16 protein-coding genes are annotated in these 12,188 nt (G+C 54.7%); 11 read left to right on the forward strand and 5 right to left on the reverse strand.

Translation table 11 applies throughout. The annotated features are described in order from the left end of the window. The first annotated feature begins 6 nt into the window (after window positions 1-6). The 6 genes from M0R30_RS09745 to M0R30_RS09770 all read left to right on the forward strand — a co-directional run bounded on the left by M0R30_RS09745 (window position 7) and on the right by M0R30_RS09770 (window position 4,835). On the forward strand, window positions 7-1,062 hold the full coding sequence (locus M0R30_RS09745; protein ID WP_292546324.1) for an MFS transporter: 1,056 nt from the start codon (window positions 7-9) through the stop codon (window positions 1,060-1,062). A gap of 993 nt (window positions 1,063-2,055) precedes the next feature. Next, on the forward strand, window positions 2,056-2,376 hold the full coding sequence (locus M0R30_RS09750; RefSeq protein WP_292546327.1) for a hypothetical protein: 321 nt from the start codon (window positions 2,056-2,058) through the stop codon (window positions 2,374-2,376). A 302-nt stretch (window positions 2,377-2,678) separates the two neighbouring features. After that, window positions 2,679-2,927: a DUF433 domain-containing protein gene (locus tag M0R30_RS09755; RefSeq protein WP_292546329.1), complete on the forward strand. Its 249-nt coding sequence runs from the start codon at window positions 2,679-2,681 to the stop codon at window positions 2,925-2,927. Next, the gene (locus tag M0R30_RS09760) at window positions 2,924-3,283 is read left to right on the forward strand and encodes a DUF5615 family PIN-like protein (RefSeq protein ID WP_292546331.1); all 360 of its coding nucleotides are present in this window, start codon (window positions 2,924-2,926) and stop codon (window positions 3,281-3,283) included. The genes M0R30_RS09755 and M0R30_RS09760 overlap by 4 nt, the downstream gene beginning before the upstream one ends. Window positions 3,284-3,440: 157 nt before the next feature. Continuing rightward, window positions 3,441-3,701, forward strand: a complete 261-nt coding sequence (locus M0R30_RS09765) for a type II toxin-antitoxin system HicB family antitoxin (protein WP_292546333.1) — start codon at window positions 3,441-3,443, stop codon at window positions 3,699-3,701. A 150-nt stretch (window positions 3,702-3,851) separates the two neighbouring features. Continuing rightward, window positions 3,852-4,835, forward strand: coding sequence for a tetratricopeptide repeat protein (locus M0R30_RS09770; RefSeq protein WP_292546335.1), 984 nt, complete (start codon window positions 3,852-3,854; stop codon window positions 4,833-4,835). A gap of 118 nt (window positions 4,836-4,953) precedes the next feature. Here the strand turns inward: M0R30_RS09770 and M0R30_RS09775 are convergent, their stop codons facing one another. From M0R30_RS09775 to M0R30_RS09790, 4 genes are all read right to left on the reverse strand, one after another. Continuing rightward, window positions 4,954-6,138, reverse strand: coding sequence for a M20/M25/M40 family metallo-hydrolase (locus M0R30_RS09775; RefSeq protein ID WP_292546336.1), 1,185 nt, complete (start codon window positions 6,136-6,138; stop codon window positions 4,954-4,956). Window positions 6,139-6,160: 22 nt separating this feature from the next. Further along, window positions 6,161-6,664: a hypothetical protein gene (locus M0R30_RS09780; protein WP_292546479.1), complete on the reverse strand. Its 504-nt coding sequence runs from the start codon at window positions 6,662-6,664 to the stop codon at window positions 6,161-6,163. A gap of 394 nt (window positions 6,665-7,058) precedes the next feature. Next, a complete protein-coding gene (gene moaA / locus M0R30_RS09785) occupies window positions 7,059-7,937 on the reverse strand; it encodes a GTP 3',8-cyclase MoaA (protein WP_292546337.1) in 879 nt (292 codons plus the stop codon). A gap of 9 nt (window positions 7,938-7,946) precedes the next feature. Continuing rightward, window positions 7,947-8,528, reverse strand: a complete 582-nt coding sequence (locus tag M0R30_RS09790) for an RlmE family RNA methyltransferase (RefSeq protein ID WP_292546338.1) — start codon at window positions 8,526-8,528, stop codon at window positions 7,947-7,949. A gap of 107 nt (window positions 8,529-8,635) precedes the next feature. Here M0R30_RS09790 and M0R30_RS09795 point away from each other — a divergent pair, with 107 nt between their 5' ends. Both M0R30_RS09795 and M0R30_RS09800 read left to right on the forward strand, forming a co-directional pair. Beyond that, the gene (locus M0R30_RS09795; protein WP_292546340.1) at window positions 8,636-9,379 is read left to right on the forward strand and encodes a DNA polymerase sliding clamp; all 744 of its coding nucleotides are present in this window, start codon (window positions 8,636-8,638) and stop codon (window positions 9,377-9,379) included. Next, window positions 9,379-10,488: a DNA primase large subunit PriL gene (locus tag M0R30_RS09800; protein WP_292546342.1), complete on the forward strand. Its 1,110-nt coding sequence runs from the start codon at window positions 9,379-9,381 to the stop codon at window positions 10,486-10,488. Before M0R30_RS09795 ends, M0R30_RS09800 begins: the two co-directional genes overlap by 1 nt. On the opposite strand, the gene M0R30_RS09805 is transcribed toward M0R30_RS09800, so the two are convergent. Then, window positions 10,481-10,663, reverse strand: coding sequence for a hypothetical protein (locus M0R30_RS09805; RefSeq protein ID WP_292546344.1), 183 nt, complete (start codon window positions 10,661-10,663; stop codon window positions 10,481-10,483). The genes M0R30_RS09800 and M0R30_RS09805 overlap by 8 nt on opposite strands. A 97-nt stretch (window positions 10,664-10,760) precedes the next feature. On the opposite strand from M0R30_RS09805, the gene M0R30_RS09810 reads away from it, so the two are divergent. The 3 genes from M0R30_RS09810 to M0R30_RS09820 all read left to right on the forward strand — a co-directional run bounded on the left by M0R30_RS09810 (window position 10,761) and on the right by M0R30_RS09820 (window position 12,188). After that, window positions 10,761-11,366, forward strand: coding sequence for an HDIG domain-containing metalloprotein (locus tag M0R30_RS09810; RefSeq protein WP_292546346.1), 606 nt, complete (start codon window positions 10,761-10,763; stop codon window positions 11,364-11,366). A 61-nt stretch (window positions 11,367-11,427) separates the two neighbouring features. Continuing rightward, complete coding sequence (locus M0R30_RS09815) at window positions 11,428-11,970, forward strand: thiamine-phosphate synthase family protein (protein ID WP_292546348.1); 543 nt, start codon at window positions 11,428-11,430, stop codon at window positions 11,968-11,970. A gap of 26 nt (window positions 11,971-11,996) precedes the next feature. Beyond that, window positions 11,997-12,188 carry a 30S ribosomal protein S17e gene (locus tag M0R30_RS09820; protein ID WP_292546350.1) on the forward strand — a complete coding sequence of 64 codons (192 nt, stop codon included), beginning with the start codon at window positions 11,997-11,999 and terminating at the stop codon, window positions 12,186-12,188.

Consider the following 12,188-nt stretch of genomic DNA (forward strand, 5'->3'; position numbering starts at 1 on the left):
GGTGTGATGAGATCCCGGATCACCCTTTTTCTCGGCATCTTCTCGGTCATGGCGTTGTCCAACGCCATTGTCCCGGTGCTCCCCGCGTTTGCCACGGGGTCCTCATGGCAGGGGGCCATCTATTCCGCGTATTTCCTCGGTGCCGTTGTCAGCACGCTGCCCTCCGGGATCCTCTCTGACCGGTACGGGCGCTTCGCCATGATGCGCACCGGGCTCATCGTCACCGTCATCAGCGGGGCGATCATCTGCATGACAACGGCAACAGTTCCGGCGCTCGCCGCCCGGTTCATGGAGGGGATTGGTGCCGGGCTGTTCGTTGCCCCGGCGATGTCCTTTGTCAATGCGGACGAGAACCATGCACGGCTGAGCGGCTATCTCATGGCCCTGATGAATGCCGGGCTCGTCCTCGGCCTGATCGTTGCCGGCGTGCTGGCAGAGATATTTCATGAACCCGCGGCCGGGATCATCTTCTTCACCTCACTCACGATCATCCCGGCAATCACCGGCCTGCTCACCCACGAGCCCCGTGTTGCAGCGGCTCCTGCAACCGACCGGGATCTTCCCGCGTTCCTCTCGCTCGTCCGGGAATACCGGTGGATCTGGTATTCATCCATCGTCCTGATCGGCATCACCGGGGTCGTCACTTCCCTCTACCCGAAATTTTCCGGGGCATCCTCTGATATCCTTGGTTACTGGATCGCCGGCATGAGCATAGCGACAATCATCGCGGTGCTCATTATCTCCCGGTTCCCGTTCGATGAGATCCTCGCGATCCGGGTCTCCGCGTTCCTGATGGTGATGGGCGTCATGACCTCGTTCATCTCCCCGTTCGGTTTCCTTGTCCTGGGATTCCTGGCCGGCGTTGTCATGATCGCCCAGATGGCGTTCCTTTCCCGCATCCGCGAGCACCAGGGCATTGCGATGGGGTTGTTCTCCACGATGAGTTATCTGGGGATGGCTTTGCTGCCGTTTATTGCTGGGATTGTTGCGGATGGCGCGGGTTTTTTTGTTGCGTTTTGTGTGACGGCGATCGCGGCGGTGACGGTGGGGGTGAGGAAGTAGGATCTTTCTTTTGGTTCCTCTCGCAATCCAATAATTTTTTTATTGATCAAGCCCGCCTTTTGCGTCGTGATGCCTTTACGGACTCCGGGTCGATGAGTAGGTTAGGGGAATTGATCAGGCTGAAGTAACGGCGATGGCGGCGAGAACAGTCAGAGAGATCACCACCCGGATCCGAGACCATGGGAGACATACACTCTTCGCATCATGAGTCTCCGTCGGAGGCCTTCCCCCGGCAATGTAGATGCAACCCTCCGGGAGGTAATAATTCCCGAAAATGAGGCACTAATTCCCCGTTTTTTCTCATTTTCACGTCGGAGAAGAGAGGCCGTATTTAGCCGCTTTTAGAGGGGCGAAGAGGGTCCGGATCGACCATAAGGAGCGGAAAACGAAAAGAACCCCTGTTTTGGGGGTCGGAGGGGTTTCGTCGAAACCCCTACGAGAAGAGGGGAGGCGAAGCCGACCTTCGACTTTGTGAAACATGACAGGGCAGGGCTGAACGATAAGAAGACGAAGTCTTCGACCTTGGGCTTACAACGGAGAAGCGGGGTTTCACATCGTAAAAAATATCTCCTCGGGATCCCGGCACCGTCACTTAGCGAGGATCAGCACAATGTTGGAGACCTGCACCCCCGGTTCTGTCCATCCGGGCACGCAGCAGCCCCGGATCGCCCATTTTCATCAATGCCGGACCGGCCTGTTTCGGGGGTTTTTGGGGGAAGTGTTCCGGAAAACCCCTATGCGATCCCCTTTTGAAAAAAAGGGCAGATATCCGCAGAGAAAAACCGGCCTGTTTAGAACCTGTTTCCCTTGAGGAGAGGTAGCTGCCGCGATGTTCTGGTCGCGGGAGGGTGGAGATGAAGAAACCCGGGTTTGGAAGATCCCGTGTCCAGAGCAGATGTTCATCGGCCAGATCTCCCCCTCCCACCGTTTCCGCGACATTTGGAGGCATTATCGCCTGCTAATTCGGATTTCACCGACGAGAGATGGAGAATCGTGAACATCTGCCGGACCCCCTGTTCTGCAAAAAACTCCAGGAGTTTTGTATCAAACAAGGGGTTGTCGGATCCCAATCCGGGCCCGTATAGACCTCTGTTCCGGAAAAATGGTGAATCAGAGCCCGTAACGTGCCCGGATTCGGAAGGTTGTAAACTCAAAAAAAGAGTGTTTGGGGGAGGGGATTTCAGGGATGAGGTGCACAAATTTTCCGGCAGATTTTTGAATGGGTTTGGCAGCGGAATTTTTTTCGACAGGGAAAAAATGCCGGAAAAAGTTTTAAAAAAAGTTCCGGGAAAATTTTCCACCCACAAGAGATAATTTACCGGGCCCGAGAAAAGATTCCCCAAAATATTTTTAGGGATTTCACCGGAGAAAATTTGCATTGTAAAAAATTTAAAAACATTTCTTCCGGATATCGGAGGATCCCTATTGCCTGCATGTTTTCTCCCCTCACAAATGTCAACAGAAACCGTTCATCAGAAAACAGGCCCGGAGATTTTGTTGAGATGCATTATGCTGGACCGGGTTTTCTTCCGGTCCGGGAAAAATTCCGGAGAATAGTGAGAGAAAAATTTCCGGCCCAGCATAAGTATAATATTCTCAGGCTACGATTGTTTTTCATGACAGAAGTCCCGCGGATTGTTCTTGATCCGTCAGTACTTGCCGGAAAACCCATTATCCGGGGGACAAGGATCTCGGTCGATTTTATTCTTGAACTCCTTGCATCCGGGTGGACTGAATCCGCCGTATTGCACGAATATCCCGGACTCGGACGTGACGATATCCTTGCGTGCATCCGGTATGCACAGGAGATCGTCCGCGACGAACGGGTATACGCTACGCCGCATCAGGGAAAGAGCACCGGATGAAACTGCTTGCCGACGAAAATATTTCATCATCGGTCGTCAGGGCGCTGGCAGAGGAAGGATATGATATTCTCTGGGTTCGGACCGAGGCACCCGGTATCTCTGATCTGGACGTCATGAGACTGGCCTGCCGGGATAACCGGCTTATCCTGACCTATGACAAGGATTTTGGCGAACTGGTGGTAAAAGAAAATCTCTGTCCATCTGCCGGAATCATCCTCCTGAGGTTGCCTCTCAAAAACCCGGCGCACATAGCACCATGTATTCTTGATATCCTCAAATCACGTACTGACTGGGAGGGCCATTTCTCAGTAATCGAAGAAAAAAGGATCCGCATGAGGCCGCTTCCTTCGCGATGAATCAGGTACATGAAACACAATTCACGGCAATCATGTTACGGGACGGCTTAATGCGGTCCGCGAATTTTTTCTGAAGAGATTTTGATATGCCACCAGTGCAAATATCTACGGTGTTTCGGTCAGGATTTAATAAACAGTACCGGAGAGTGGTGGTACCTTGATCCTGCAATATATTGAGAAAGCTCTTGGTCATGCACGGTATGAGATCATCGGGGACGATGAACCCTATTACGGCGAGATCCCGGAACTCGCAGGAGTCTATGCCACCGGAAAAACTCTCGAAGAATGCCGGGCCAACCTGATGGAAGTGGTTGACGGCTGGATTATTGTCCGGCTGCGGCGGGGCCTGCCCATTCCCCCAATAGATAACTGCACCATTGAAGAAGTAGTAAGGCTGGATCAGAGTGTCCGGGTATAAGCTTCTTCCGGTCCCGTGGACGGAACTTGTCTGTAAAACTCAAGACTTTTGATTTGGCAGCCCGGTCCCCAACCACCTCCTGAAACGGGCCCGTTCCTTTTAAAAAACAATACATTCATCTGCGATCAGGGGAAATTTCGTCATGAGATTATGCAGTCAAAAACACTGATCCTGATCATTCTTGCCATGCTGCTGCTCGTCCCGTCAGTCCATGCCGAAGACGCCCTCGACTGGACAACCAGGGGACTGGCGGCCCTTGACGCGGGGAAATATGCGGAGGCGCTCACGTATTTTAATAACGCCCTCGCGATCGAGAAGAATTTTACCTCGGCGCTGTCGGGAAAGGCAGTTGCCCTCAATGCACTTGGCGATTACACGGGCGCCCTGGATGCCGCAAACCAGGCCCTCGCAATCCGGTCGCAGGACAAAAACGGCCTCAGCGCAAGGGCCCTTGCGCTCTTCAGACTCCAGAGATACGAGGAGGCGGTGGTTGCCTATGAAGACCTGTACGCCGTCCAGATCAATAACCCGGACGCCTGCTACAAACAGGCATATGCCTACCAGATGCTGAACCAGTCGGTAAGCGCGGTTGTTGCCTACAAAAAATGCACGGTCATCGATCCCGTGAATATGGAGTTGTGGAACAACCTCGGCATCGTGTATATGAACCTGGGGCAATATGAAGACGCACTCTCCGCATTTGACCGGGCGACCAGTATAACGATCAAGAATGCAACGGTCTGGAACAACAAGGGAAAAACACTCGCGGCACTGGGCAGGCCGGCCGATGCAACCGAATGTTTCAGTAAGGCACTCGGGATCGATCCGGGCTTCACCGAGGCGCTGGATAACCGGGAGAGCATGCGAGGAAAATTCCAGACATTCAATTACAGTGAGACGGCAACGGTCACCCCCACGATGAGCCGGCTCGGGACCTATTATACCACGGCAACCCCGTCCCTGACAATGACAACCGTTGCCCCGGCCGCAGAAGAGACCCTCCGGCAGACACCGGTCTCCACCGCAACGGTGGAAACGAAGACAACATATGCCCCGCTCTCCCCGCTCACGGCACTGGGAGCCCTTGCAGTCATTGCCGGTCTTGCAGCGAGGGCAGGGAATAAGAGAAAATAATTTTCAGATTCTTTTTTTGGGATCCGGACGGGTCACTGGTCCAGAAACCGGTTATTCAGCGTTTCATTATCCATAGCCGGAACCGGGAAAAACTGAAGAACGTTGTGGAAACAGGGCGTTAATTCAGCGGGACATCTCCCGCGTAGTGTCGCATGATGCCACTATAAATACCGGTTGCTTTTTCCAGCGAATCGATCGAGACACGCTCGTTCACCGCATGCAGGCCCGAGATCTCACCGGGGCCGTACTCGATCACGCTGAACCCGCACTTCCGGAGGTGACGGGCATCGCTTGCCGCCCACTGGACAATGGGGAAGACGGTCCCGCCCCAGGCACGTTCAATTTCCCCGCAGGTAACGGCAACAAGCCGCGACGAGGGGTCGGCGATGGAAGGCTCGAAGGACTCCTGCGTTATTACCGTTCCCTTTCCGGCATGGGCTGATATACCGGCAAGGAGGTCCGGGATCGGACATCCCCACGGAATCCGCATCTCGAGCTCGAGCCCGCAGTGCTGGGCCACGATATTGGACTTCTCGCCTCCCTCAATCACCCCCGGGTTGAAGGTCAGTCTCTTCAGGACGTCGCTCACGCCCGCGATCTTCAGTTCCTGCCCGAGTATTTCCGATGATCGGGAAATAATTTCCTGCAGGGGATGGCCAACCGGATAATCAGTATCGTAAAGGGTCCTCACGTACGCAAGGAACGTCATCGCTTCCATGATGGCGCTCGTACCCACCGCCGGGTAGAGCGACCCGTGGGCCGGGACACCATTGAACGTAATATGGAGCCGGCAGAGCCCTTTCTGCCCGATTGTCGGATGACGGGCCGGCGTGGGTTCGGCAATGATACAGTCGCATGGCGGGATCACATTTCTGGCGAGCAGGTAGCGGGTCCCGTTCTCCCCCCCGGTCTCTTCATCGCAGACAAATGCCAGCGTTGCCGGTACCTCTTCACCCCCATCCGCGAGGTTTTTACAGGCAGAGAGGACCGCGGCGCACCCGCCCTTCATGTCCGTGGCACCCCGGCCCCAGACATACCCCTCATCAATCGCACCGGAGAACGGGGGCCGGCTCCAGCCGGTATCGAGCGCTGGAACGACATCCACATGCCCGCAGAACATCAGCGTGGCGTCCTTTTTTATGGCAACAAGGTTCTCCATGCCGTCACCATTGCCGGAGACAGATGAGCGGATGCCAATGCCATCAAGAAAGTCACGTATGTATTCGATCGCCTCATCGGTCCTGCCCGGGGGGTTCTCGCTCCTTATTTTAACAAGGTCTGAACAGATGCAGCTGACATGCATGGTGAAGGCTCATGAGTAAGTATCAGTGGTCGGCACAATACGCGGTGAAGAGAGTGCCAAGCGAGGCATCCGCGTACAGGCTTTTTAGGAATTCCGTATCGAAGAACTCATCGATGACCGCGAAGAAGAAATCCGGGGAGAGGGGTCTCTTGCTGTCCGGGTCGGGCACGATCCGGAAACTCCGGTAACTCGCCGGGTCTTCGGTATCGTAGATCATCTGCCAGAGCGAGGGCAGTACCTTGAATTTTTCCGGCTTGATCTCCCGGAGCCAGTTGACAAAGCCGGGGAATTTTGCCCGGTCGCCTTTCTTCTCCTCATCAATCCGCCAGCGCAGGTACTCGGCGCCGATGATATTCTTCGGCGACCCGAAATTATAGGCAAGGATTCCCGCGGTATAATCGATATGGGCGAGGGAGTCGATGAGGTAGAAATAAAGGACCTTGTCAAACCCCCCCGTGTCCTGGAGCATCAGGGACTTGCTGTAAAGGTAGTCAAGAACGGCGAGGTATTCATTGTCTTCTTCCATATTCGATACGTTCGATGCGGGATTGTAAAAACATTCTCCTGTTGCACCGGAGACGGTATCGTTGTAAAAATGGACCGGGTTTTCCGGGGGATCAATCATACTCCCGGAAATCCTGAAAGTTATCAGGGTTCGAAGAGCCTGATGGCTCTTCTCGTTTCTCGGGTCTGATGATCCTCAAAATTTCAAAGGCTGGTTTTTACCAACCTTCTCATTGTCGAGGATAATGCCAACATCTCCAAACCTGACTGAAGAGAAGAATACATCCAGAGTAGGGGTATTGTTTTGCGAAGATTTTTTGGTTAGGTCTCCCTTCTGCATCACGCTGGCATATTTTTTTAATTCTGTATTTTTTTCACAAAAAAACCCGGTCTGATAAAAAACCCGGCCAAAATAATCACTTATAGTACGGTTCCCTCAGCGACACCGCTTTCCGGAACAGGTCTTCAAGCTCGTTCCCGCTCTTCCCGCGGATATCAACATGGTTGTCCGTCCGTAGCAGGCAGGGTTTCAGCTTCCCGTCCGATGTCACACGGAGCCGGTTGCAGAATCTGCAGAACTCGGAGTTGTGGAGCGGGCGGACCACCTCGACCTCGGCACCGTCAAGGCAGTACTTCTTCCGGTGGTGCATCCGGCGCGTGATGATCGTTTTTGAGCGTGCCGCAAGCGAGTCCTCAAGGCCGTTCAGTTTCGAGTGGTGGTCGCAGTCATTGAAGTCCATCAGTTCGATGAGCTGGAGGATCAGGTCACGGTTCCCCCGGATATACGCAAGGAAATCATCAACCTCTGTGTCATTGATCCCTTCGAGCACGACCATGTTGATCTTGATGGGGGTGAGGCCGGAGTCGATAGCAACCTTCATGCCGTCTAAGACCTTCCCGAGCTGGTCAAAACCGGTGATCCTCTGGTACGTCTCCGGGTTGATGCTGTCAATGCTCACGTTCACCCGCTTCATCCCCGCGGCTTTGAGGTCATGGGCATACCGGGAAAGGAGGATCCCGTTCGTGGTCATCGAGGACTCCATGCCCGGGGGGACGGCGCGGACGATATCAATGATGTCCTTCCTCAGGAGAGGTTCGCCACCGGTGAACTTGACGCTCCTGATCCCGAACTTAGCCGCAACCCTGAGGATCTCCGCTACCTGTTCGAGCGGGAGTTCGGCCTCGGGCTTCACCTCGCCCTCGCGGTGGCAGTAGATACACTTCAGGTTGCATCTTGACGTGAGGCTGATGCGGAGGTTGGTGATCGGGCGGTCATAGGGGTCTTTCAGTACCATGGGGCGGGCTCATCCCTTGAAATTTTTCGCAACGATATAGAGTTCCGTGCTTCCCTTCCGGGTGGATTTTGTAATACAGGTCTTGACGGAATAAAAGTGTTCCTTTGTCATCGCGTAGAGTTCCGGGAAGTCCGTGCCCTGGAAGGATTTCACCGCGAAATTGCCGCCCTGTTTTAAGACCTTGCAGGCAAATGCCAGTGCCTGCTCGTTCAGTTCGATGATCCGGGCCTGGTCGTAACTCTTGTGCCCGGATAGCTTAGGGGCCGCATCGCAGAGGACAACATTGACAACATCGAGCAGGGACCTGACCTGCTCCAGCACTTCGGGGTCGTTGAGGTCGCCAACGATTGTCTCCACGCCTTTGAGTACGGCAATGGGATTGAGGTCGATGCCGACCACCCGGGCGCCCGTGAGCTCCCGCTCCACCTGGAGCCAGCTCCCGGGTGCAGCACCGAGATCGACGATATTGTCATCCGTCCGCACGATCTCGAACTTTTTCTGTATCTCGAGGAGCTTGTAGGCTGCCCGGGAACGGTACCCTTCCTGTTTCGCCCGGATGTGCGTCTTGTCATATCCCCATTGTGAACCCATGGTACCGATCATTCCCGGTTAAAAAACCTTGATATTGGGTTAAAACCCAAAACACTATAATTAAAGTATGACGATATACTGTATTAGAGTTTGTTAAGGGGTAACCGATGTTAAAAGCAACCATTGATGCAGACATGTTCAGGGAAGCAATCGAAGCAATCTCGGCCCTCATCCCTGAGTGCCGCCTGCATACGGACGAGAGCGGGTTCACCACGAGGGCCGTTGACACGGCAAACGTGGCGATGATCTCCCTCACGCTCAGGAAAGAAGCGTTCGATTCGTATAAGGCAACGCAGAGCCAGCTGGGTATCGACCTCATGAAGATGAAGAACATCTTCGGGATGGCCGGGAAGGGCGACCTGATCAGCATCGAGATGGCTGACAACGCCCAGAAGATGTCGGTCTCGGTCCACGGCTACCACTACTCGATCACGCTCCTCGACACGAACACGATCAGGAAAGATCCGAACCCGCCCACCATCAACCTGCCGGGCCGGATTGTGATCAAGGGCGAGGACCTCAACAACGCGATGAAGGCCGCGGCCGTGATCTCGGACAAGATCGCGCTCGGGATCAACCCCAAGGACCAGACCTTCTATCTCATTGCCGAAGGCGACACCGATCACATCCGCCGGGAATTCACGAAAGACGAGCTCGTCTCGCTTACCCCGTCGGAGGCCCGCTCGCTCTTCTCCCTCGATTATCTCAAGGACATGGGCAAGGTCATGAGCCATGCGGCCGAAGTCGAGATCTTCCTTGGCATCGACCACCCGGTCCGGTTCGCGTTCGATATCGCGGGCGGCAACGGCCATGTCGAGTACCTCCTCGCGCCCCGTATCGAGGCTGACTGATGGAGCATGCTCCAACGACCAAGGAACTTTCCCACTTTCCCTTTTTAAAAAAAGCACAGGACCATATCCGGCATTCCCCGCCACTTGAGCAATTATTGAAAGAAGAAAGGGGACAGATTCTCGTTAATCTGGCAGTGAAACGGATCAACCAGGCCCTGTCCTCAAAAAAGACATTTGTTGCCCACTTCCAGTACCGCGACGAAGATGAGATCGCCAGTTACGTCTTGTCGCGGATCATCGTGTCATGCATCAGGGACAAGCAGCTGTACGACCGGCTGACCCGGTACGAGGCTGAGCGCGCTTACCATTTTCTCAATACAGAGACCGGCTCAGAGAACGAGAGAGGCTGGAACGAGAACGCCGTTATCGATGATGACAACAACAGTGCCATAGCCAGTTATCTCGCAGCGGAGTTCAGGATCGATCTCTCGAAAGAGCAGATGCCCCTTACCGATTATGTCGAGATTGTCGCGGTATTGCATGACCCGAGGTTCAAACTGGTCAATCGCCGGGTTGCAAACGGGCTTGTGCAGATAAAAAAGGGAGAACTCCTCGAACTGTTACGGGAACGCATCCGCGTGATCCTCCGGCGGGACCTCCCCTACAATGTACCAAAAGGGATCTGCGAACAACTTTCTCCAATAGCAAATCTCATCAAAAAAGAATACCAGGAGCAGATGCTCCAGCAGTTCGGTGCGATCGAGGAGAGTGCATTCCCGCCCTGCATGCAGGCGCTGGTCACGGCACTGACCGCAGGCACCAACCTGACCCATGCAGGCCGGTTCTCGATCACCACGTTCCTCCACACGATCGGCATGGACGTGAGCGGCATTGCCGGGCTCTATGCCCGTTCACCGGACTTTGATCCTGAAAAAACAATGTACCAGGTGGAGCACATCACGGGCCGGGGCGGGTCGGGCACCGAGTATACGGCGCCGGCCTGTGCCGCCATGCGCACGACCGGGCTGTGCGTCAACCGGGACACGCTCTGTGAAAAAGTCAGCCACCCGCTCAGTTACTACAAGGTAAAAAAGAGGGACATGAGCCGTAAAGGGCCAAAAAAAGCAGAAGGGGAGAGCGGAGAAAATCCTCCGGCACCGCCTACGTAATCTTCTCGTTCACCAGGTATCCTGCACCGGACAGGAAGATCATGAAGCCGATGATTGCCGCAAGGTATGCCAGCGATACAAAACCCGGCAGCACCATCGGCAACACGGCAAGTAATACGATCAGGATAATAAAGGCGGTCACGCCGATGACCACATCAAGGAGTCGCGCATCCATTCATACTCTTTTCGACACGGGAGGATATAGGTTTACCGACCCCCTGTCCTCAGCCATTACAAAAACACGTATCGTTCCCTGGTACAACATCACTGTCATGGACAAAACAGCCTCGCTGGCACTTCTCCGGACCCATATCCATGACGAACACCTCGTCCGCCACTGCCGTGCAACCGGTGCGATCATGAAGAGTGCGGCCCGTCATCTCAGGGAGGATGATGCAGCATGGGAGCGGATCGGGATCCTGCATGATATTGATTTCGAACAAATCCATGGCGACTCGAAGAATCCGGGTGGTTCTTCTCGATTCGGGATTCTGACGAATCCCTCGTACATGCAGCAGCATGGTGCTGTGGGAAAAGAGATCCTCCTGCTCCACGGGATCGATCCGGACGAGGCTGAGATCATCCGGAGGCATAATCACCTGCTCTTCAACGGGTCCTATACGCGACCGGTGGAGATCGTGCTCCAGGCGGCCGACAGTATCTCGGGGCTCATCACTGCCTGTGCTCTGGTGAAGGGCGGTCACCTTTCCGATGTCTCGGTAAAGACGATCACCAGGAAAGCAAAGGAGAAGTCGTTTGCGGCCGGCTGTGACCGGGACCGGATTGCTCTTATCGCGCCGGTCATTCCTCTCCCTGAATTTTATGGTATTGCACTCTCAGGCATGATGGAGATCCGGGGCGAGCTGGAGCTGAGCTGATCATCTCCGGGAACTCGGGCGTAATCATCTTAATTATACCTCGCCCTCCAAGAGTACTGTGATGGATCCGGTCTCTGAACGCAATGCAGTCCTTGCCCGGCTGGAGCATGCGGTTGCCCTGCTCACGCAATCGATGAGTCCGGAACTGGTTCCTCCTGCCGGCGCACAGGTCGGCTACGCGATCCGGGGGGCCCGGGACAAGAACGGCATCGCAGCCGTTGAGGACAGGATATCCGGCCCGGCCGGGGCCATGAAGACCGGCGGGCCCTGTTTATTCGGCACGGACGAAGAGATCGCCCGGGTGATCCTGACCGTGATGCGATTCGATCCCCGCCGGAGATGTGCAGCACTGCTCCGGTATTCCGACCGGGCACTGAAGGTGCTGGACGAGTCCCTGTTCCTTGAAGCGGTATCCTTTGATGCAACCAAAGCCCCGCCGGGCATCAGCACCATGGACTGGGGGGTGGCTTCATGCTGCAAAGAGGAGGTCCCCGACGTGATTTATTCCCGTGGCAGCCGTGACACCGGAGCCGTGCTCATTCTTCTTGGCGAGGATCCGGCCGGCGTTGCAAACAATATCATTATCTGCTCTAACCGCATTTAAATTATAGAATTCTTGAGGAATCTCACATGGGAATTAAGCCGTCATATATCAAGAACATTGGAACAGAACTTCTGAAACAGCAGAGGGATTACTTCTCGGGCAGTTTCGATGAGAACAAGGTGCAGCTCAGCTCGTCCGCCGTCATCAGCAGCAAACGCGTCCGGAACCGCATCGCCGGATACATTACAAGAAAAATAAATACCAAAAGACACGCATAA

The organism is Methanoregula sp. (assembly GCF_023227875.1).
In the GTDB taxonomy this organism is placed as follows: Archaea; Halobacteriota; Methanomicrobia; order Methanomicrobiales; family Methanospirillaceae; genus Methanoregula.